The organism is Sphingomonas sp. UYEF23 (assembly GCF_040546165.1).
Lineage (GTDB): Bacteria > Pseudomonadota > Alphaproteobacteria > Sphingomonadales > Sphingomonadaceae > Sphingomonas > Sphingomonas glacialis.
Genome location: NZ_JBEPNG010000007.1, coordinates 162,826 through 181,737, shown reverse-complemented (window position 1 = coordinate 181,737; position 18,912 = coordinate 162,826). Strand labels below are relative to the sequence as shown.

At 62.3% G+C, this 18,912-nt stretch carries 21 protein-coding genes and 1 pseudogene; 19 read left to right on the top strand and 3 right to left on the bottom strand.

Annotated elements, in window-relative coordinates:
* Positions 1 to 174 precede the first annotated feature (174 nt).
* From ABIB28_RS13985 to ABIB28_RS13960, 6 genes are all read left to right on the top strand, one after another.
* Positions 175 to 1,968 carry an FAD-dependent monooxygenase gene (locus ABIB28_RS13985; RefSeq protein WP_354288727.1) on the top strand — a complete coding sequence of 598 codons (1,794 nt, stop codon included), beginning with the start codon at positions 175 to 177 and terminating at the stop codon, positions 1,966 to 1,968.
* Between the two features lie 62 nt (positions 1,969 to 2,030).
* Complete coding sequence (locus ABIB28_RS13980; RefSeq protein ID WP_354288725.1) at positions 2,031 to 2,909, top strand: gallate dioxygenase; 879 nt, start codon at positions 2,031 to 2,033, stop codon at positions 2,907 to 2,909.
* 5 nt (positions 2,910 to 2,914) lie between these two features.
* Positions 2,915 to 3,277: a hypothetical protein gene (locus ABIB28_RS13975; RefSeq protein WP_354288789.1), complete on the top strand. Its 363-nt coding sequence runs from the start codon at positions 2,915 to 2,917 to the stop codon at positions 3,275 to 3,277.
* The gene (locus tag ABIB28_RS13970; RefSeq protein WP_354288723.1) at positions 3,274 to 4,017 is read left to right on the top strand and encodes an alpha/beta fold hydrolase; all 744 of its coding nucleotides are present in this window, start codon (positions 3,274 to 3,276) and stop codon (positions 4,015 to 4,017) included. The genes ABIB28_RS13975 and ABIB28_RS13970 overlap by 4 nt, the downstream gene beginning before the upstream one ends.
* Positions 4,014 to 4,730, top strand: coding sequence for a class II aldolase/adducin family protein (locus tag ABIB28_RS13965; RefSeq protein WP_354288722.1), 717 nt, complete (start codon positions 4,014 to 4,016; stop codon positions 4,728 to 4,730). Before ABIB28_RS13970 ends, ABIB28_RS13965 begins: the two co-directional genes overlap by 4 nt.
* A gap of 26 nt (positions 4,731 to 4,756) precedes the next feature.
* Positions 4,757 to 5,734, top strand: coding sequence for a dihydrodipicolinate synthase family protein (locus ABIB28_RS13960; protein WP_354288721.1), 978 nt, complete (start codon positions 4,757 to 4,759; stop codon positions 5,732 to 5,734).
* Positions 5,735 to 5,745: 11 nt separating this feature from the next.
* Here ABIB28_RS13960 and ABIB28_RS13955 read toward each other — a convergent pair whose 3' ends face one another.
* The gene (locus tag ABIB28_RS13955) at positions 5,746 to 6,489 is read right to left on the bottom strand and encodes a GntR family transcriptional regulator (protein ID WP_354288720.1); all 744 of its coding nucleotides are present in this window, start codon (positions 6,487 to 6,489) and stop codon (positions 5,746 to 5,748) included.
* 115 nt (positions 6,490 to 6,604) lie between these two features.
* Positions 6,605 to 7,000: a nuclear transport factor 2 family protein gene (locus tag ABIB28_RS13950; protein ID WP_354288719.1), complete on the bottom strand. Its 396-nt coding sequence runs from the start codon at positions 6,998 to 7,000 to the stop codon at positions 6,605 to 6,607.
* Positions 7,001 to 7,138: 138 nt separating this feature from the next.
* Between ABIB28_RS13950 and ABIB28_RS13945 the strand changes: the two genes are divergently transcribed.
* From ABIB28_RS13945 to ABIB28_RS13890, 12 genes and pseudogenes are all read left to right on the top strand, one after another.
* On the top strand, positions 7,139 to 7,702 hold the full coding sequence (locus ABIB28_RS13945; protein WP_354288718.1) for a helix-turn-helix domain-containing protein: 564 nt from the start codon (positions 7,139 to 7,141) through the stop codon (positions 7,700 to 7,702).
* Positions 7,671 to 7,991, top strand: coding sequence for an IclR family transcriptional regulator domain-containing protein (locus ABIB28_RS13940; protein ID WP_354288788.1), 321 nt, complete (start codon positions 7,671 to 7,673; stop codon positions 7,989 to 7,991). The genes ABIB28_RS13945 and ABIB28_RS13940 overlap by 32 nt, the downstream gene beginning before the upstream one ends.
* Before the next feature lie 193 nt (positions 7,992 to 8,184).
* Positions 8,185 to 8,367: pseudogene (locus ABIB28_RS13935) on the top strand (FAD-dependent monooxygenase); the annotation flags it as partial.
* A gap of 203 nt (positions 8,368 to 8,570) precedes the next feature.
* Positions 8,571 to 10,025 carry an FAD-dependent monooxygenase gene (locus tag ABIB28_RS13930; RefSeq protein WP_354288717.1) on the top strand — a complete coding sequence of 485 codons (1,455 nt, stop codon included), beginning with the start codon at positions 8,571 to 8,573 and terminating at the stop codon, positions 10,023 to 10,025.
* 405 nt (positions 10,026 to 10,430) lie between these two features.
* On the top strand, positions 10,431 to 11,786 hold the full coding sequence (locus tag ABIB28_RS13925) for an aminomethyl transferase family protein (protein ID WP_354288716.1): 1,356 nt from the start codon (positions 10,431 to 10,433) through the stop codon (positions 11,784 to 11,786).
* Positions 11,787 to 11,910: 124 nt separating this feature from the next.
* The gene (locus ABIB28_RS13920; protein ID WP_354288715.1) at positions 11,911 to 12,780 is read left to right on the top strand and encodes a methylenetetrahydrofolate reductase; all 870 of its coding nucleotides are present in this window, start codon (positions 11,911 to 11,913) and stop codon (positions 12,778 to 12,780) included.
* A gap of 27 nt (positions 12,781 to 12,807) precedes the next feature.
* Positions 12,808 to 13,665, top strand: a complete 858-nt coding sequence (gene purU / locus ABIB28_RS13915) for a formyltetrahydrofolate deformylase (protein ID WP_354288714.1) — start codon at positions 12,808 to 12,810, stop codon at positions 13,663 to 13,665.
* 2 nt (positions 13,666 to 13,667) lie between these two features.
* Positions 13,668 to 14,531, top strand: coding sequence for a bifunctional methylenetetrahydrofolate dehydrogenase/methenyltetrahydrofolate cyclohydrolase FolD (gene folD / locus ABIB28_RS13910; protein ID WP_354288713.1), 864 nt, complete (start codon positions 13,668 to 13,670; stop codon positions 14,529 to 14,531).
* Positions 14,521 to 14,907 carry a dihydroneopterin aldolase gene (locus ABIB28_RS13905; RefSeq protein WP_354288712.1) on the top strand — a complete coding sequence of 129 codons (387 nt, stop codon included), beginning with the start codon at positions 14,521 to 14,523 and terminating at the stop codon, positions 14,905 to 14,907. The genes folD and ABIB28_RS13905 overlap by 11 nt, the downstream gene beginning before the upstream one ends.
* A 122-nt stretch (positions 14,908 to 15,029) precedes the next feature.
* The gene (locus ABIB28_RS13900) at positions 15,030 to 16,151 is read left to right on the top strand and encodes an Rv3169 family protein (protein ID WP_354288711.1); all 1,122 of its coding nucleotides are present in this window, start codon (positions 15,030 to 15,032) and stop codon (positions 16,149 to 16,151) included.
* Positions 16,151 to 17,185 carry a phosphotransferase family protein gene (locus tag ABIB28_RS13895; RefSeq protein ID WP_354288710.1) on the top strand — a complete coding sequence of 345 codons (1,035 nt, stop codon included), beginning with the start codon at positions 16,151 to 16,153 and terminating at the stop codon, positions 17,183 to 17,185. Before ABIB28_RS13900 ends, ABIB28_RS13895 begins: the two co-directional genes overlap by 1 nt.
* Before the next feature lie 8 nt (positions 17,186 to 17,193).
* A complete protein-coding gene (locus ABIB28_RS13890; protein WP_354288709.1) occupies positions 17,194 to 17,697 on the top strand; it encodes a hypothetical protein in 504 nt (167 codons plus the stop codon).
* Between the two features lie 96 nt (positions 17,698 to 17,793).
* Here ABIB28_RS13890 and ABIB28_RS13885 read toward each other — a convergent pair whose 3' ends face one another.
* Positions 17,794 to 18,198: a winged helix-turn-helix transcriptional regulator gene (locus ABIB28_RS13885; protein WP_354288708.1), complete on the bottom strand. Its 405-nt coding sequence runs from the start codon at positions 18,196 to 18,198 to the stop codon at positions 17,794 to 17,796.
* A 78-nt stretch (positions 18,199 to 18,276) separates the two neighbouring features.
* On the opposite strand from ABIB28_RS13885, the gene ABIB28_RS13880 reads away from it, so the two are divergent.
* Positions 18,277 to 18,891, top strand: a complete 615-nt coding sequence (locus ABIB28_RS13880; protein WP_354288707.1) for an FMN-dependent NADH-azoreductase — start codon at positions 18,277 to 18,279, stop codon at positions 18,889 to 18,891.
* The last annotated feature ends 21 nt before the right edge of the window (positions 18,892 to 18,912 follow it).

Genomic DNA, 18,912 nt, shown 5'->3' with positions numbered 1-18,912 from the left:
CAACCTGTATTTTCCAGTATTCTAACGGTTCGTTTTGGTATAGTAGGCCCTGCAGGTTTAAAATGGCTTCGCTTGCTATCAACCGCAGCGATACAGGCGAGTCGGTCAATCGACCGCATGCGCCGCATCGAAGCGGCGATGCACCGGGTGATGCGAATTGGGAGAGAGCGGCGCGTGATTCCATCCAACGAATGTGACGTTTTGATCGTCGGCGGCGGTGCGTCGGGACTGGCTGCATCGATGCTGCTGTCGAGCTATGGCATAAAGACGCATCTCGTCAGCAAATACGACAAAACGTCCAATCTGCCCAAGGCGCACGTCATCGCCATCAAGACGATGGAGATTTTCCGCGAGCTCGGCATCGAGGACGCGGTCCGCAGGAACTCTACTCCGCAAGAGAATATGCGGTATGCCGGGTTTTACGCCGGCTTCGGCGGCACCGGTCCGGACCATGGCCGTCCGATCGTACGCGTCGGCGCATGGGGTCGCGGCGGTCAGGACGTCGACTGGGTCGCGGCTAGCAGCGTGCTCGGCACCAATCTGATGCAAAGCCAGCTCGAGCCGTTGATGAAGGCGAAAGCCGACGAACTCGCGCCGGAGGACATTCATTTCTACCGCAACTTCCTGCGCTTCGAGGAAGTCGAGGATGGCATCGTCGCGACGATCGAGGACCGCGCGAGCGGCGACACGTATGAGGTTCGCGCGCGGTATCTGCTGGCCTGCGACGGCGGGCGGGTGGTCGGGCCGCAGGTCGGCGTCGAGATGGAGGGCGAGCTCGGCGTTGCGACCAGCGTGTCGATCCACTTCAGCGCCGATCTTTCACCCTGGTTCCGCGATACCGAGGCGCTCACTTGCAGCATCTTGAACCCCGATGCGGCGCTGCCCTGCGTGCTCGTGCCGATGGGGCCGGAGAAATGGGGCGCGGAGACGACTGAGTGGTTGGTGCATCTAGGCTCGCTCAAGGGCGATCACAAGCTGTTCGATGACGCGACGGCGATCCAGACAATGAAGGACTGCCTTGGTCTTCCCGACCTCGATTGCACGGTTCACGTCATCAATCGCTGGCCACTCGATGCGGTCGTGGCGACGCGCTACCGCGTCGGGCGCGCGTTCATGCTGGGGGATGCCGCGCATCGCAATCCGCCGACGGGCGGGCACGGTCTCAACGCCGCGATCCAGGACGCCTATAACATCTCCTGGAAGCTGGCTGCGGTCATCAAGGGAACGGCAGGCGACTCGTTGCTCGATAGTTACGAGGCGGAACGTCGGCCGCTCGCCCAGCATATCGTCGCGACGTCGTTCGGTGGCTGGGAAAAACAGCGCGGCATGATGATGGCGATCGGCTTCTCGCCGAAGAACACGCCCGAACAGAATTGGTCCAATGTTCGCCGGGTGTGGCAAGAGGATGCCGAAGGCGATGCGACGCGCAAGGAGCTGGCCAACGCGGTGGTCGGTATCCTCCCGAACTATAGCAGCCTCAATGTCGGCTTTGGTTATAGCTATGAGACGGGTGCGCTGATGCCCGATGGGACGCCAAGCCGCTGGTCGCATGATCCACTGGAGCCCTTTCACCCCAGCACGCGCCCCGGTTGCTCGATCCCCGATATCTGGGTCGACACGCTGGTCGGCCGGATAGCGCTGGGGGATATCGTCGCGCGCGGCAAGCTGGTGCTGATTGCGGGAGAGCAAGGACAAGGCTGGCGCGATGCTGCGGAGCGGATCGCGCAAGAACGCGGGATTGCGCTCGATGCCATCGTGATCGGCGGCACGGCCGGTGATTGGCTCGATCTGCGTGGGGCCTGGGGGCGCGCGCGCGAGCATGGTCCCGAAGGCGCCATCCTGGTCCGCCCCGATCGATTCATCGCGTGGCGGGCGACCGAAATGGCCGAGAATCCGTATGCAGCGCTCAACGATGTGTTCGACACGATTTTGGCGCCGGAGCGCATCCGGGTCCCCGCCGAGGCGTGATTCCGTAATTTGGCAGCTCAGTCCCATGATGAGGAATGAGCAATGTCGCAGAAAGGTTGAATATGGCACGGATCATCGGGGCGATCGGAACCTCGCACGTACCCACGATCGGCGTCGCCTATGACAAGGGTCGCCAAGAGGACCCGGCCTGGGCACCCTTGTTCGAGGGATACAAGCCGGTCGCGCATTGGCTTGCCGAAAAAAAGCCCGATGTGCTGGTGTTTTTCTATAACGATCACGCAACGACTCTGTTCTTCGATGCGTACCCGACCTTTGCGCTGAGCGTCGGCGAGCGGTTTCAGGTGGCCGATGAAGGGGCGGGCCTGCGCAACCTGCCCGATCTGAAAGGCCATCTCGACTTGCAGGTGCATATCGGCGAGTCGCTCGTCAACGACGAATTCGACCTGACGTTTCTGCAGAACAAGCCGATCGATCATGGCATCGCCTCGCCGCTGCCGTTGCTATGGCCGCACGAACCCGATTGGCCTGGCGCGCTGGTACCGATCGCGATCAACGTGCTGCAATATCCGCTGCCGACCGCGCGCCGCTGCTATCGGCTGGGCCAGGCCGTGCGCCGCGCGATCGAAAGCTATCCGGAGGATCTCGACGTGGTCGTCGTCGGTACCGGCGGATTGTCGCACCAGATTCACGGCGAGCGCACGGGATTCAACAATGTCGAGTGGGATGCCGAATTCCTCGAATTGCTGCGCACCGACCCGGAGGCGCTGACCGCGCTGACCCATGCCGATTATGTCCGGCGCGGTGGGGCCGAAAGCGTCGAGCAGATCATGTGGCTGGCGATGCGCGGCGCGATGGGCCCGCATTTGCGCGAGCTGCACCGCAATTATTATCTCGCCACGACGACAGCGATGACGGTCGTGCTCTATGAAGAAGTCGCCACCGCGGCCGAGGCGACGCAAGCGGCGCTGGAAGCGGCGTGAGCGGAATGTCCAATCCGCAGCTCGACGGGATCGAAATGATCGCCGGCACCTATCCGTTCGATCTTCGCACGTGCAACCGGACGCTCGCGTTCAACCGGTTTTTCTGGGACATGATCCACGCCGAGGCGCGCGCCGCTTTTCATGCCGACGAGGAAGCCGCGATGGTCGCCGCTGGCCTCAACGGCCAGGAAAAGGCGCTGGTCCGCGCGCGCGACTGGCTCGGTATCGTGCAATATGGCGTGAATTTCTTCGTCCTCGAGAAATGGGCGCGCGTGGTTAAGCAAACCAATCTCGAAGTCTATGCGATCATGCGCGGCGAAAGCTTCGAAGCGTTCATGCAGACCCGCCGGGTGCCCGAATCGCGATGAATCGTCCCGTTCTCTATCTGCTCCCGGGGCTGTTGTGCGATGCGACCGTATGGGCATCGCAGATCGCCGCTTTCGGGACGCGCTACGATGTGCGAGTTCCCGATTGGGGTCAGCTCGAGACGTTCGAGGCGATGGCCGCGCGCGTTCTCGACGAGGCTCCCGATCGGTTCGCCCTGGGGGGCCATTCGATGGGCGCGCGGGTCGCTTTGGCGATCGTTCGGGCAGCACCCGACCGGGTCGCGCGCCTCGCCTTGCTCGACACCGGGACGCACGGTGTCCGCGCAGGCGAAGCGGACGCGCGCACGGCCTTGCTCGATCTGGCTCAGCAGCGGGGAATGCGGGCGCTGGCCGAGCGCTGGCTACCGCCGATGGTTCATCCGTTGCACCATGCCGATGCGGCGCTGATGGATCCGTTGTTCGCCATGGTCGAGCGCATGACCCCAACCCGTTTCAAGGCGCAGATCGCGGCGCTTCTGTCGCGGCCCGATGCGGTAGCGTGGTTGTCGGACATCCATTGTCCGACGCTAATTGCGGTTGGTGCCGAGGACGACTGGAGCCCGCCCAGCCAGCACGAAGCGATCGCCGCTGCCATCCCGGGCGCAAGCTATGTCGTGTTTCCCAGTTGCGGGCACATGGCGCCGGTCGAGGCCCCCGAAGCGGTCAACGCAGCCTTGGAGGCGTGGCTCGTCCCGGCTGAGCATGGATCGGCGCGCGTGCGCCTTGCAGGCGCGCACCGATGACCGATCGGCAGATTGTTGCGGACCTGGTGGACGCGAACCATATCCTGGCCGACAAGGGCATCTTCGATGCGTTCGGGCATGTCAGCACGCGCAGCGGCACGGACCGCTTCCTGCTGGCGCGCAATCTCGCCCCGGCGCAAGTCACCGCCGCCGACATCGTCGAATATGATCTCGATTCCGAGGCGCTTGAGGCCGACGCGCCGCGCCCGTATCTCGAACGCTTCATCCACGGCGAGATCTATCGCGCACGGCCCGATGTGCACGGCATCGTCCATTCGCACGCTCCGTCGATCATTCCGTTCGGCGTCGCGTCGACGACGCGGTTGCAGCCGATCTGCCATACCTGCGGCTTTCTTGGGGTGGGCGCACCCGTGTTCGAAATTCGCGACCACGCCGGCGCGGCGAGCGATATGTTGATCCGCAATCGCACGCTCGCGCGGACATTGGCCGAAAGCCTGGGATCGGCCGCCGTCATCCTGATGCGCGGGCACGGTATGACCGCAGTGGGGTCCACCGTACGCATCGCCGCGTTCCGCGCGATCTACACGGAGCTGAACGCGCGATTGCAACTCGCGGCGCTGCCGCTCGGCCCGATTACCTTCCTGACCGAGCAGGAGGCTGCCGCGGCGGACGCTGCCAATGAGGGGCAGATCGACCGGCCTTGGTCGGTCTGGCGCGAAGCGGCGCGCGCCAAGACGCATCCACCCCATTGATCCTGAGTTGATCCGGAGACTATCCCATGCGCATTCATCCAGCAGACATTAACGGCATGGTCGGCATCGTGCCTACGCCCGCCTCGCCCGATGGCGACAAATGGAGCACGGTCGACTCGCTTAACTTGCCCGAAACCGAGAAGATGATCCGCATCGTCGTCGATGCCGGAATCGACATCGTACTGACCAACGGCACCTTTGGCGAATGCGCGACGCTGACGGCCGACGAGCATATCACCTTCACCGCCTGTGTGGCACAGACGATCGCCGGGCGGGTGCCCTTCTTCGCCGGAGTCGGCACGCTGAACACGCGTGATACGATCACCCGCAGCAAGGCCTTGCTGGCGGCAGGTGCCGATGGCCTGTTCATCGGGCGCCCGATGTGGCTGGCGATGACGCAACAGCAGATCGTCGAGTTCCACCGCGACCTCGCCGAGGCGATGCCGGGCGTGCCGCAGATCGTCTATGACAACCCGGTCGCCTTCAAGGGCAAGATCGATCAGGACGCCTATATCGCTTTGGCGAAAATTCCCGAGGTCGTCGCCGCAAAGCATGTCGGTGGCCCGGCACTCGACAGCGATGTCGCGGCGGTCGGCGATTCGCTACGCATCCTGCCGGTCAACGACCATTGGCTCGATGCAGCCCGGAAGCAGCCCGATTTGGTTACTGCCGCATGGTCGGGCCATACCGCCTGCGCGCCCGCACCGCTCGTCGCTCTGGCCAAAGCCATCGCGGCACGTGACTGGGACGATGCCGCGCGGATCACCGCGCGCTGCTCCTGGGCGACGGAGGCGATGATGGTAGGCGGCGATCTCGCAGCGTTCATGAACTACAGCATCCCGATCGGCCATTTGCGCTTCGCCGCCGCCGGTCTGATCGATCCCGGCCCGACGCGCCCGCCCTACACCAGCCTGCCCGATTCCTACCGGGAAGGCGGAACCGAGACCGGGCGGCGCTGGGCGGTGGTGCAGCGCGAATTTGTCGGCGAAACCGTCGCCGCCTGACCGCGCGGCGCTTATTCGGGCGCCGCGGGCTGATCGGAGGCGGAGGGTCGTTTCGCGCGCGCGCGCGCTGGCCGGCCGGCGTTGCCGCCCATAGCGGGCCGGCGCGAGAACATGCTGATCCGCTGCTGGTGGGCGTGTTCGCGAAACAACGCCTCGGCGCGGTGGCCATCGCCCTGGCGAATTGCCTCGACGATGGCATGATGCACGCCGTGCGCGCGGAATAGCAGATCGAACGCGCGGTCGAGCCCGATGCGATCGAACAGGATCACCGACGGTGCCACGAACGGCACGCGATTGAGCCGTTCGATGAAGGCCTGCAGCGTTGGCGATCCGCAGGCGTCGATAACGATCTTGTGGAAGCGGCCGTTCATCACGCCATATTGATGTTCGTCTTCGCGATCGAGGCTCCGCTTTTCGAACAGCCGATCCCCGAAGGCGAGGCAGGCGTCGAGCTCGGTGAGGACTGCCGTGGATGCACCTGCCGAGGCGACCATCCTGGCGGCGTGACCCTCCAGCAAGGCGCGCAAATCGAGTGCTTCCAGACTCTCGCTTTCGCCGAAGGTCTTGATGCGATAGCCGCGCCGTCCGACCGCCTCGAGATAGCCTTCGGCGGCAAGGCGCGGCATGATGTTGCGCACCGGCGTTCTCGATACGGCAAGTTGCTCGGCCAAGCCCGCCTCGGTTACGCGTTCGCCGGGTTTCAGCGCGCCTGAAAGGATCATCTCCTTGATCGTATTCATGAGGGGCATATCCATCAGCAGTGTGTCGACGCGCCGCGGTCGGTTTGTCAACTGGACACGCAGGCGCGGCGGTCGCTCCTTATTGCGCGGCAATCCTGAAATCGATCCAGCCGCGACGTTCGGCGAAGCGTCAGCCCTTGACCGTGCGGACGAGGCGATCTTCGAACCCGCCATGCAGCGCCGGCGACGCTGCCACAGCCGGCAGGGGGCCCGACGGCGCGGTGTAGAGCAGCATATTGCTGCGCACGCTTGCCGCGTTCGATCCCGCAAAATCGACGAGGATGTTGCTGCTAAGATGGCGCGAATGGCGCGGTGGTCTGGCGAAGAAGGAATCCAGGATGGCCGCCCGCCCGGTGATTGACTGTCCGTCCGATGGCCGGACGAGGACACCGTGTTCGGTAAACAATGCGGCCAGTGCCGCAAAATCGCTGGTATCGTTCAGCGCCGCATACCGCACTACGAAGCGGGCGATTTCGGCTTCGGCGAGGAGCCGGGCCACGCCGTCGATCTGTTCTTTTTCGGACATCGTTGCGCACTCCTGGACAGTCGACTTATCCGAGCGTCCGACCGCAAGCGCCGCGCAGCAGCTTTGTTTGCCGGACCAGACGATCGCGCATATGGGAGGAATCTCGCGTATTTGCGAGACGGGTGAAACCGATGAAGGGTGGCGCGTTCGGCGATCGGGCGTTTCAGTGTGGCTCGTTTTATCAGGCATGCCGAATGGGGTTCGATGGCCTCGCAGCAGATCGGGATGGGTTATATGGCAACGGCCGATCGCGTTCTTTCGATCTTGGGTTTGTTTACGATCGAGCACCCGGAATGGACGGTGGAGGCGATTGCTACCGAACTAGGGCTTTCGAGCAGTACGGTGTATCAATATGTCGGCAGCTTGGTCCAGGCCGATCTGCTGATCGCAGGCGCAGCGGCCAAATACATGATCGGGCCGGCAGTGATCGCGCTCGACCGCGTTACGCGTCGTTTTGATCCGCTCATCCACGCCGCCGATGAACCGCTCCGTTCGCTGATTTGTTCGGTCGATTGCAAAGCGATCGGGTTGTTGTGCCGTGTCTATCGACTGAAGGTGATGTGCGTCGATCAGGCGATGTCGCGCCCGCTAGGCCTTGAAACCAGTTACGAACGCGGCCGGCTCATGCCGTTCACGCGGGGGGGCGGCGTCCAAGATCATCTTGGCGAACATGCCACTTCGGCCGCTACGTCGCTTCTATGATGCCGATCCCTCGGCGATCGCCGCCGCGGGATTGGGGGAGAACTGGGGCGATTTTCGAAAAACGATGCGGCAGCTCGCCCGGCCCGGGGTCTTGGTGTCTCAAGGCGAAATCGATGCGGGCGTCCTGGGTATCGCCGCGCCGATCTTCCGCCCGGACGGCCAGGTCATCGACAGCATCAGCTTGGTCGTGCGGCATCACGTCTTCGCGCAGCATCCGCAGTACCTTGATGCGACAGTGCGAGCCGTGCGCGACGCTGGTGTGGCCGTAAGCTCAGCCTTGCACGGTTAGCCGGAGGGCTTGTAGATTGCACTGCGTCCGATCGGTCCCTTTATTTACGGCGATATTCCGATAATGTAGGAATTATGCATGTTTGAGAAAATGAAGCAGGATCGTGCAGTTTCACCTGAATGGGTATCAGCCTGGCGATCCTGAACTCCACGATGCGGACGAACGCGAATATTCGGAAGGTGCCGCAGGCGAAATGCCGGCGAATGTCGATATCCTGGTCGTCGGTTGCGGACCTGCGGGATTGACGCTGGCCGCGCAGCTTTCCGCTTTTCCCGACATCACCACCTGCATCATCGAGCAGAAAGCCGGACGGTTGCTGCGCGGCCAGGCCGACGGCATCGCGTGTCGCACGATGGAAATGTTCAACGCCTTCGGTTTCGCCGAACGGGTGATGAAGGAAGGCCATTGGATCAATGAAACCAGCTTCTGGCGACCGGACGATGCCGCGCCTAACTCGATTGTCTGGACAGGGCGTGTCGACGATGTCGAGGAAGGTCTTTCGGAATTTCCGCACGTCATCTTGAACCAGGCGCGTGTGCAGGACCTGTATTTGGACGTGATGCGGCGCTCGCCGACCAAATGCTCCCGCATTATGGCTGCCGGCTGGTGGGGCTGGAGATCGACCAGGAGGCAACCAAGTTCCCCGTCACCGTTCAACTGGAGCGAACCGAAGCTGGCAAGGAGTCGCAGATCGCGACGATTCGGGCGAACTATGTGGTCGGCTGCGATGGCGCGCGCAGCGCGGTGCGCCGGGAACTCGGTTTGGAACTGCGCGGCGATTCGGCAAACCAGGCGTGGGGCGTCATGGACTTACTGGCGGTCACCGATTTCCCGGATATTCGCCTGAAGGCGGTGATCCAATCTGCGGATCAAGGGACGATCGTCCTGATTCCGCGCGAAGGCGGCTATCTCGCGCGTCTGTACGTCGAACTGGACAAGCTTCCCGAGGGCGAACGCGTCACAAACTGCAACATCACGCTCGAAACGCTGATCGCCGCGGCGAAACGGATTCTCGATCCCTATCAGCTTGTGGTGAAGGAGGTTGCCTGGTGGTCGGTGTATGAGATCGGGCAACGCCTGTGCGACACTTTCGACGATGTGCCCCCCGCAGAACGGGATACGCGCCCGCCGCGTGTCTTCATTGCCGGCGATGCGTGCCACACGCACAGCGCGAAGGCGGGGCAGGGGATGAACGTCTCCATGCAGGACGCCTTCAACCTTGGGTGGAAGCTAGTATCGGTGCTTCGAGACCGCACCGCTCCGGCCCTGCTGCACAGCTATTCGGGAGAGCGCCGCTCCATCGCCAAGGAATTGATCGATTTCGATCAAGAATGGGCGGCGATGCTAAGTGCGCCACATCGCGCCGCGAACGATCCGGACGGGGCAGGGATCGATCCGGCGGACGTCGAGCGCTACTTCGTGCAGCACGGGCATTATACCGCGGGAACGGCGACGTACTACCGTCCGTCGCTGCTGACCGGAGATGCACGTCATCAACACCTCGCAAAGGGGCTGTTCATCGGGACGCGCTTTCATTCCGCGCCGGTGGTGCGGCTGAGCGACGCCAAGCCCATGCACCTTGGCCATGTCACAAAGGCCGACTCACGCTGGCGCATCTTTGCGTTCGGCGGCCAAGACAATCCCGCCGATAGGTCTTCGTCGATAGCGGCTTTAAGCGAATATCTGTCGTCGTCCCCGGCGTCGCCGGTATTGCGGTACACGCCATCGCACTCTGACATCGACTCCCTTATCGACGTCAACGCGATCTTCCAACAGCGGCATCGTGGTCTTGTACTGGAGCAGATGCCCGAGGTTTTCCTACCCTCGAAAGGAAAATACGGTCTGCGCGACTATGAGAAGATGTTCTGCGTCGATGCCAAGCAGGGGGACATTTTCGATGTGCACGGCATAAACCGTGCAGGTTGCATCGTGGTCGTGAGACCCGACCAATATGTAGCCGGTATTTTCCCGCTCGACGCGGTTGAGGATTTATCCGCCTTTTTCGACACCATCCTACTGCCGCCGACAGATTGAGCCCCTTCGCGCACGGCGGGTGCCCGACCCGTTGAGCCAATCGTGAGCCGTATCGTAGAATATAGATCCGAATTTCCAATATTTCTTTACAGCAATATGTGCTTCGCGTAACACGCCTTGACGATCGCGGCTTCGAGTCAGCCGCGGCGACGACGGGTGAGGACGCTGGCATATGGCTTCGACGACATTTGGCCAAGGTGGCTCGCGTTACCGGTCATCGCGATGCGTGCGGGCCACGTCACCGCACCCTTACCCTGCTTTCCCACATTTTCCGCACGTTCGCCCGGCTGCGATGTGCTGATCGCCGGTTGATCGCGCGCGTCGGGGGAGCCTTGATACCTAGTGTTAAGATCGCAGCCGAGCCTGCAAACGCACTAATGCCGTAATGAAAATAGGAGCCTTTGGATGACTGACAGCCTCGAAGACAAAATTCAGCAGGCCGGGAGCGCGGTCACGCTGCTACGGAATTCCCGTGCACGGACCGACGTCGGAGCGATCGGCGGAGCCGATTATACCAACTGGCGCGACGAGCAGACCGGCTGGCGCGATTCCTGTGCGATGTTCGATCTTTCGCATCACATGCACGATATCACGCTACGCGGTCCAGACGCGCTGCGATTGGTGTCGTATCTCGGCGTCAACTCGTGGGCCAACTTCAAGCCGGGTCGCGCCAAGCAATTTGTCGCCGTCAATGCGGACGGCTTTTTCATCGGCGACGCTATCGCCGAATATCTCGACGATGGGGCGATCCGTCTGGCGGGCACGGCAGCAGCGCCAAATTGGATCGAGTTCAATATCGCCACCGGTGATTTCGATGTCGAATTCTCGCGCGACGCTCCCACGGCGATGAACCCTGCCGGTCACCCGGAGATTTATCGATACCAGCTTCAGGGGCCGCGCGCGCTCGACGTGCTCCGCAAGGCCTGTGGCGGCGGTGAGATACCGGAGATCAAGTTTTTCCGCGCGACGAAATTGGTGATCGACGGAACGCAGGTCATCGCGCTCGGGCATGGCATGGCGCGCTCGCAGGGTTTGGAACTCATCGGTCCGTGGGCCGATGCCGCGCGCATCCGCGCGGCGTTGCTTGAGGCCGGCCAAGAATTCGGCCTGATGCCAAACGGCTCGCGTTCCCCCGGCTCCGCCGCGCTCGAATCGGGCTGGGTTCCGGCACCGTTGCCCGCAATCTACTCCGGCGACGCGCTGAAAGAATACCGGTCGTGGTTGCCCGGGAATGGTTTCGAAGCGACCGGCGGATTGGGCGGCAGCTTCACGTCCAACGACATTAGCGACTTTTATCTGACGCCCCATGACCTCGATTATACGCGGCTGGTCGCGTTCGATCATGATTTCGTCGGGCGCGAGGCGTTGGAAGCGGTCACCGACAAGCCCAAGCGGCGCAAGGTCACGCTCGAGTGGAATGCCCAGGACGTGCTCGGTGTGATGGCCTCGCATTTCGAAAAAGGGACGCCGGGTAAAGGGTTCGAATTTCCAGTCACCAGCTTTTCGACCTGGCCCTATGACAAGGTTCTGAGTGGCGACACGATGACCGGGCTCTCAACTTTCGCCGGGTACACCTACAACGAACGCAAGATGCTCTCGCTTGCTACCCTCGATACGGCTGTCGAAGTCGGCGACGAAGTCGTCGTCGTCTGGGGCGAAGAGGACGGCGGTGCCGGCAAGGCCCATGTCGAAACGCATGTTCAGACACCGATCAGGGCCAAGGTCTGCCGCGTTCCCTACAGTGACGTCTATTACAAATAGCGTCACCGCCATGATGCTTCCGCCCGTGCAGCATCGCGCGATCGCACCCCGGCGTGATCCGGCAGCGGGCGGGAGGTGATCACCCGGTCGTTGCAGTGCGTCGGTCTTTTTGAAGGATCAGCAAATGAATGCTCCCATGATTCATCCAGGCTGGCATTTGCCACAGGAGAATATCGTTCACGGCGTTTCGCTGGAGATGACCGCGAAGGATATCGAATCGCTCGATAAAGCCGCCGGGCTCATCCCGAAGGATATCCCGATCGCGGTCACCTTCCTGGCAGGTGAAAGCGCGGAGATGCGGATCGCGGCATGCAAGCGAATCCGCTTGCTCGGTTGCGAGCCGATGCCGCATTTTTCCGCGCGGCGCATCACCAGCGAGCACGACTTCTTGGAATATCTGCATGCGGCGGTCGGCGAAGCGGGGGTCCGCCGCTGTTTCGTTATCGCGGGCGATAGCGCCCAGCCCGAGGGGCCTTATGCAGACAGTATGGCGCTGGTTCGAACAGGCGCATTCGAACAAGCGGGGATCAAGGTTATTGGGATCGCCGGACATCCCGAGGGACATCCCAACATGTCCCCGGCCCAATGCCTGGCGGTATTGCGCGAAAAGTGCAGTGAGATCACCGCGCGCGGCATGGCTCCCCTGATCGTCACGCAATTCGCTTTTGACGCGCCCCATACCCTTGCCTGGCTCGCCCAATTGCGGCGTGAGGGGATTGATGCGCCGGTACGACTGGGCGTTCCCGGTCCTGCCGGCATAAAGACCCTGGTGCGCTTCGCGGCCCGCTGCGGCGTCGGCGCATCGACCTCGGTTCTTTCAAAATATGGCATTTCCATCGGAAGTCTGCTGGGCTCCGCCGGCCCCGACAAGTTCCTGAATGAGCTCGAGCGCGGTCTGGGTCCCGAACACGGGCTGGTTCGCCTGCACTTCTATCCCTTTGGGGGCCTCGAAAAAACCGCGCAGTGGATCGCCGACTATGCACGAGCGCATTGATCCATCGCTACTTTACTGGATTTCGACATGACGACTGACTGTACACTATGTCTGCAATGTGCCGACCGTCCCGGCCTGGTCGCACAGGTCGCCACCTATTTGGCGGACCGGGGCTGCAATATTCTGGAGGCACAACAGTTTGACGATGCGGCCAATAATCGGTTCTTCATGCGCGTCAATTTTCGACTCGGTGCTGACGGAACGGTGGATGCGTTGCGTGCCGGCTTCGAAGCCGTCGCCCAGCGGAACGATATGGAGTGGAACATCCGCGACCTGCGGGAGCGGCAGCGGGTCGTCCTCATGGTCAGCAAGTTTGACCATTGCCTGGGAGACTTGTTGTATCGGTATCGTATGGTCGAATTGCCAATGGAGGTGGTTGCGATCATATCGAACCATCCGGCGACACCCATAACATCGTCATTGATACAAGACATTCCCTACCATTATCTGCCAGTGACCAAGGATACCAAGGCGCAGCAGGAAGCTGAGATAAAGCGGATCGTGAACGAGGTCGGCGCAGATCTCGTCGTGCTTGCCCGCTACATGCAGATCCTGTCCGATGATCTCGCAACCTTCCTGTCGGGCCGATGCATCAATATCCATCATTCCTTCCTGCCGGGCTTCAAGGGCGCCAAACCCTACCACCAAGCGCACGGGCGCGGCGTCAAGATGATCGGCGCAACGGCGCATTATGTTACCGCCGATTTGGACGAGGGCCCGATCATCCATCAGGATGTCGAACCGGTCACGCATGCCGACACGCCCGAGGAGATGGTTCGCAAAGGCCGCGATATCGAGCGTCGCGTCCTTGCCGAAGCGGTGTTGGCGCATCTCGAGGGCAGGGTGTTTCTCAACCAATCCCGCACCGTCGTGTTTCGATCCTGAGAATGGCGATCGTTATCGATGGAAAGGCAGTTGCCGCTAGTTTGAGAGAGACGGTTTCGGCCGACGTCGCCGAAATCGTTGCGCGGCACGGAAGGCCACCGGGCTTGGCGGTCGTTCTGGTCGGCAACGACCCGGCAAGCGAAGTCTATGTCGGCAACAAGATGACGCAATGCCGCAAGGTGGGTATCAGTTCATTCGAGCATCGGCTGTCGCCCGATATCGATCAGAACGATCTGATTCTCCTGATCGATGCGCTCAATCAGAACCCGTTGATCGACGGGATCCTGGTTCAACTCCCGCTTCCGAGCGAGCTGGACGCCGGGCTTATCCTCGACCGGATCAATCCGGCCAAGGATGTCGATGGCTTCCATCCCGTCAACGTTGGCCGATTATCCACCGGGACCGGAGGGCTCATTCCGTGCACGCCGCTCGGCTGTATAACACTGCTCGACGGCCTATTCTCGGATTATCGCGGACTGAACGCCGTCGTAATCGGCAAGTCGAACGTCGTTGGGAAACCACTCGCACTGCTGCTGCTCGACCGGGAATGCACGGTGACGGTCACGCATATCGCAACGCGCAACCTGGCGGAGATCACGCGTCATGCTGATATCCTGGTGGCGGCCGCTGGAGCGGTGGGCCTGGTCCGGGGCAATTGGGTCAAGCCCGGTGCCGTCGTCATAGATGTCGGGATAACCCGTGTGGTCGGGGACGACGGAAAAACCCGCCTTTTGGGCGATTGCGCAAGCGACGAAATGGATCATGCGAGAGCCGTGACGCCGGTTCCCGGCGGCGTCGGACCAATGACAATAGCGTGCCTGCTCTCCAACACCGTCCGGGCGGCGAGGTCGATCCTTGAAACATGAAGCGCAGGTCAGTCGCGCAGCGGTCATCTGCACAACGAGGGTTCGCGTTCGCGACCTTGCGTTGCTCGCCGATGTCGGCATCAATCCGGACGAGATCGGTCGTCGTCAGCCATTGATCGTATCCGTGGAAGTAGGACTGTACGCTGATCGCATCGAGACAATTGGGCAAACCGTCGACTATCGTAAAATTGTTGCGTTGGCAGAAGCATTGTCCGCAGCCCACATACCCCTGATCGAAACCTTCGCGCAGCGACTGGCGGAGCAATGCCTTGCGTTGAACGGCGTGTCGGCGGTTAGCGTAGATATCGACAAGCCCTTTGCGCTGGCAAAGGGCATGGCAAACGTCCTCGTCGAAATGAGAAGAGGCGTGAACTGACGATGCTCGCTTGGTCGAACCCATGCTGACTGCAAGGTCGGCAGCACCGTCTGCTATCCCGCGCGGCGAGCATCGTCTCGCCCGCGTGGCACGACTTTCTAGTTCGTTATCGAAAGGGTGTCATGCTGGACTTTGACGATTATCCGTTTCACCAGACCAGCGCCACCTTCGATCAAGCGGGAACGTCCGACCTGCGGTTCTTCGATCGCTACTGGTTTTCGGTCAGGGATCCGCAGAACCGCTTCGGCCTCATTGCGGGCCTGGGCGTCTACAAAAATATGGACGTGTCCGACGGGTTCGTCTCGTTGGCGCACGGCGGCAAGCAGACGAACCTGAGGGTTTCCCGCCGCTTGCGCCCTGATTGGTTGCCATTGGGGGCCGGACCGTTGCGGATGGAGATCGTTGCGCCGATGCGGCAGCATCGCCTGACGCTCGCCACCAACGAGCAGCGCATTGCCTGCGATCTCACCTTGGACGCAACGAGCCCGCTGTTTGGCGAAGCGCAATATCTTACCCGTGATCGCGGCTGGCTGGAGAAAGATTACCAGCGCCTGTTTCAACTCGCGCGCGCGACCGGCTGGGTTGAAATCGACGGCGAACGCTTCGACAGCGGACCAGATGGCTGGCCGACCGCGCGGGACCGTTCTTTCGGGGTGCGCCCAGGCGTAGGCGGACCCTCCGCCGGGCGCGGACAAGCGATGGCCAGCGGCATCGGCGCGCACGAGGCGCTCGCGATCGGAACATTGTTCGAGACGCCGGATCATTATGGCCATCTGCACCTGTCGGAAAATGCGGCAGGCGAGCAAATCTTCATGGCCGGGACCATTTACGACCGCGCCGGCGGCAAGGTCCGGGTGCGGTCGATCACGCATGAGCTCGGCTTCGGGCCGGGCGGGCGCGACTTCCAGGGCGGCACCTACGTGCTCGCGGATGATGCGGACGGCACGTGGCAGATCGAGGTCAGGCCGACCGCCCGTTTCGTCTATCAGGGCTTCGGCTATATGGACGGCTGGAGCGATCGGCAGGGGCTCGGCGCGTGGCGCGGGGGATTGGCGGTCGAGGGCGAGACGTACGATCTGCGCGATCTCGCGAATATCGTCGACCAGAGCGGCCGTCACACGTTCGCGGGCCCCGGCATGATGCATGCGCAGTTAGACGTGACACTGAACGGCGCGCCGGGACACGGGGAAGGGATCGCCGTCCTGCTTCCGCAGCATGACCGCTATGGCGAAGGGAGGGTCTGATGAGCATGCTGCTGCGCCAGCTCGACGGGAGCAAGCTTCAACGCTGGTTCGAGCGTCTCATGCCGGCTGCAACCGACCTTGAAATCGCGGGACTGCGGCGCGCCTTTCCCGGCCTTTCGCGCGAGACTTGGTTCGTCACCGTTCAGTGGCGCGAGGACGGCAGCGATCGGCGCGCGCGCTATGTGCTGCGGACGCCGCTCCCGGGCAATCGCAGCCTTGCGCCGCGCACGCTCGAATATGAAGCGAACGTCTATCGCACGCTCGCCGCTTCCGACCTACCGATGCCGCCCTATGTGGCCTATGAGACCGATCCCAAATGGCTGATCGATGGCGATCGCCCGTTTTTGGTCCGCGGCTGGGTCGACGGCGTGCTGGAGCCACGGCATCTCAACGATCCCGACCCAACGTACGACGGGCTGCGCATCGCGGTGGCGAAAGAGCTGATCGCTCGGTTGGCGCAGGTCCACGCGCTCGACTGGCACGCACTCGGGCTCGACAGTTTCATGAGCTTGCCCGCCACCCCTGCCGATGTTGCCGGAGACGTTCTTGATGAAGTGTATGCCGACTATCTCGGCAGCACTGCGCCGCCCCAGCCCGCGCTGCTCGAACTGATCCTGTCGTTGAAGGAATCGCCGCCCGAGCCGCCGTCTCGCATCACGCTCGTCAAGGAGAATTGCGGTCTCGGCGATGAAGTATGGGACGAGGAGCGGCCTGAGATCATCGCCATGTGCGACTGGGAGACCGCCAGCCTGGGCGACCCCGCCGTCGACATGGTCATGGCGGTCCGCAGTACCGGCTGGTGCTGGAATGTGGACGCCATGCTCGACTATTACGAAAGCTTGACCGGCGAACGGATCACGCGGTCGCGCTTCGATTATTACGCCGCCATGCACAAGATTCGCCAGTTCGCGGTGCTGCAGGGGCGCGCACGCGAATATGTCGTCAACGGGATCGATCGTCGCGTGCAACTGATGTCGGTCGCTTATCTCCCCTATTTGACGATGCCGTCACTCGCCAAAGTTGCTGGCTTTTAGGAGGATTCGTGCAGCCATCCGTCACCGACACGCTACTGTGCGTCATCGAGAACCTGGAGGAGATCGTCTTCCCGCACTTGACCGAGGAGCACGCTTGCAGCGCGGCGCGCTGTTCTTCGATTCTCATCCGCTTGAGCATCTTGCGCCTGCAGCAGGAGCCGGCCATGCTGCTGCAAGATTCGGCGGAAAAGCGTGCGCTTTTCGCACGGCTCGAAGAAATTGTCGGTGAAAACCGCCCCCCCGCCCTTGCCGCCGCCTTTGCTGAAGCGGCTGCCGCGAGTGAGGGCCGGTCGGAGACTGCCGTGTCGCTCGACCGGTTGAACGAGCAGAACGACCAATTCAAGGCAGCGCTCGAAGCGCTTATCGGTGCGCTTCATGCGGGATCGGAGACGATCGGTGCCGACGCGTTCAGCACGGCGCGCGCGGCCATCCGAGTTCAGCTCCGGGCCACTGTGGATCGAGAGTCGGCGCTCGTCGCGCCGGTCTATGCGGGACCCGGCTTTCCTTACTGATGGGGCGACCGCCCGGTTGGCCGCCAGCTACGTCGCCACCGCGGTCAATTTGCCGCGCTTTTACGGCCTTGGGGTGGGCCATCGCTTCGCCAAGCCTCAGCGCTCCCGCATGTCGTATTCGCGCCGCGCCTGGTCGACGACCGGAATATGCGCGAATGCCCAATTACCGAGTTCCTCGATCGGGCCGCGTAGCGAGTGACCAAGCGGGGTTAATTCGTAATCCACGCGCGGCGGAATTGTCGGAAACATCGTGCGCGAGACGAAGCCATCGCGTTCGAGCCCGCGTAACGTAAGCGTGAGCATACGCTGCGAAATGCCGCCGATCATGCGTTTCAGTTCGTTGAAGCGGCGCGGGCCGTCAGCCAGCATCATTACGATCAGCACGGTCCATTTGTCGCCGACGCGCGACAGGATCGAGCTGACCGCCTGACACTCGCCCGGCAAATGCGGATGCGGCTCTGCCGCGTGTGCGGCGGTTACATCGATGTGCTCGGGTTTCAAAAATGTGCCTCCTTGGCGAATATGATCCGGGCATTCATATAGCCTAGGTCACAAAGCAATACCATTGGAGACTCGACCATGAACCTTCTGCATCTCGATTCCAGCATTCTCGGCCCCAATTCGGTCAGCCGCACGCTGTCGGCCGGCATCGTCGCCCAAGTGCAGTCGGTCGATGCAAGCACGACGGTGACCTACCGCGATCTCGCGGCCGATCCGATCCCGCATTTGTCGGGCGGTACTTTATTCGCGGCGCAAAACCTTACCGGCCAACATGCTCCCGAGGTGCAGGCCGATCTCGCGATCGGCGGCGCGGTGCTGCAGGAATTTCTCGCAGCGGAAACCGTCGTGATCGGCGCCGCGTTCTATAATTTCGGCATCTCCAGCCAGTTGAAGGCGTGGGTCGATCGCATCCTGATCGCCGGGCAGACCTTTCGCTACGGTGCCGATGGTCGCCCCGAAGGCCTGTGCGGGGCGAAGCGCGTCATCCTGGGCATCGCCCGTGGCGGCTTCTACGGCCCAGGTACGCCGACCGAGAGCTTCGAACATGCCGAAACCTATCTGCGCACGGCACTCGGTTTCATCGGTGTGACAAGAATCGAGGTCATCGCAGCCGAAGGCGTCGCGATCGGCCCGGACCAACGCGCGGCCGCCGTCGCGGGCGCAGAGCAGCAGATTGCCGCCCTCACCGCCTGACCCCTTTCTCTCCCTACAGGA

Coding starts and splice junctions, on each gene's coding strand:
- ABIB28_RS13965 (WP_354288722.1), top strand. CDS start 4,014: ATGACCGATCGGCAGATTGTTGCGGACCTGGTGGACGCGAACCATATC.
- ABIB28_RS13955 (WP_354288720.1), bottom strand. CDS start 6,489: ATGGATATGCCCCTCATGAATACGATCAAGGAGATGATCCTTTCAGGC.
- ABIB28_RS13970 (WP_354288723.1), top strand. CDS start 3,274: ATGAATCGTCCCGTTCTCTATCTGCTCCCGGGGCTGTTGTGCGATGCG.
- ABIB28_RS13880 (WP_354288707.1), top strand. CDS start 18,277: ATGAACCTTCTGCATCTCGATTCCAGCATTCTCGGCCCCAATTCGGTC.
- ABIB28_RS13925 (WP_354288716.1), top strand. CDS start 10,431: ATGACTGACAGCCTCGAAGACAAAATTCAGCAGGCCGGGAGCGCGGTC.
- ABIB28_RS13960 (WP_354288721.1), top strand. CDS start 4,757: ATGCGCATTCATCCAGCAGACATTAACGGCATGGTCGGCATCGTGCCT.
- ABIB28_RS13930 (WP_354288717.1), top strand. CDS start 8,571: ATGCTCCCGCATTATGGCTGCCGGCTGGTGGGGCTGGAGATCGACCAG.
- ABIB28_RS13975 (WP_354288789.1), top strand. CDS start 2,915: ATGTCCAATCCGCAGCTCGACGGGATCGAAATGATCGCCGGCACCTAT.
- ABIB28_RS13940 (WP_354288788.1), top strand. CDS start 7,671: ATGCCACTTCGGCCGCTACGTCGCTTCTATGATGCCGATCCCTCGGCG.
- purU (WP_354288714.1), top strand. CDS start 12,808: ATGACGACTGACTGTACACTATGTCTGCAATGTGCCGACCGTCCCGGC.
- ABIB28_RS13950 (WP_354288719.1), bottom strand. CDS start 7,000: ATGTCCGAAAAAGAACAGATCGACGGCGTGGCCCGGCTCCTCGCCGAA.
- ABIB28_RS13900 (WP_354288711.1), top strand. CDS start 15,030: ATGCTGGACTTTGACGATTATCCGTTTCACCAGACCAGCGCCACCTTC.
- ABIB28_RS13920 (WP_354288715.1), top strand. CDS start 11,911: ATGAATGCTCCCATGATTCATCCAGGCTGGCATTTGCCACAGGAGAAT.
- folD (WP_354288713.1), top strand. CDS start 13,668: ATGGCGATCGTTATCGATGGAAAGGCAGTTGCCGCTAGTTTGAGAGAG.
- ABIB28_RS13980 (WP_354288725.1), top strand. CDS start 2,031: ATGGCACGGATCATCGGGGCGATCGGAACCTCGCACGTACCCACGATC.
- ABIB28_RS13895 (WP_354288710.1), top strand. CDS start 16,151: ATGAGCATGCTGCTGCGCCAGCTCGACGGGAGCAAGCTTCAACGCTGG.